This is a genomic window from Acidovorax sp. NO-1, assembly GCF_000238595.1.
In the GTDB taxonomy this organism is placed as follows: Bacteria; Pseudomonadota; Gammaproteobacteria; order Burkholderiales; family Burkholderiaceae_C; genus Acidovorax.
Window position 1 is genome coordinate 1 of the sequence record NZ_AGTS01000114.1, and the last position, 485, is coordinate 485.

Consider the following 485-nt stretch of genomic DNA (forward strand, 5'->3'; position numbering starts at 1 on the left):
AACAACAGATAAATGGAATATTGGAGATGCAGCAGCAGATTATATTTTCACCGGCCATCAATTACTATCATTTGAATTACCGGGAACCTTACAGGTAATTTGTTATCCGGCCAGCTGGGCATTAGCTGCTGATAAAAGTAAATATCATCCTATATTCAGCGGCTCTGGTTATATACAAACCATTCAAAAAGATGCGGCTATTAATTTTGTTTATTAGATTGCTTTAGTGATGATACCAGCTGAATGATTATACATATTTAACAGAATTGGCCAATGATCCTACCGTGGTGATTTGTTTAACAACAAAAAAACACCCATACCTATGCCGGCTATGAGAAAAATGGCAATAGAGTTGATGAATAGAAATATTCAAAAATCCGGTAATTTTCCATATCACAAGCAAATGGCATACCGTTGATGAACATCTGGTACATTTTGCAACCGTTGCCGGATCCATGTTATTAGATGGCATGGGCGATGGCTTG

The 485-nt window shown here is 37.3% G+C and carries 1 protein-coding gene; it reads left to right on the forward strand.

What is annotated here, in order from left to right:
- Positions 1-217, forward strand: a 217-nt coding sequence (locus KYG_RS24750) for a hypothetical protein (protein WP_202798345.1), incomplete at its 5' end; no start/stop codon positions are given.
- Positions 218-485: the final 268 nt, after the last annotated feature.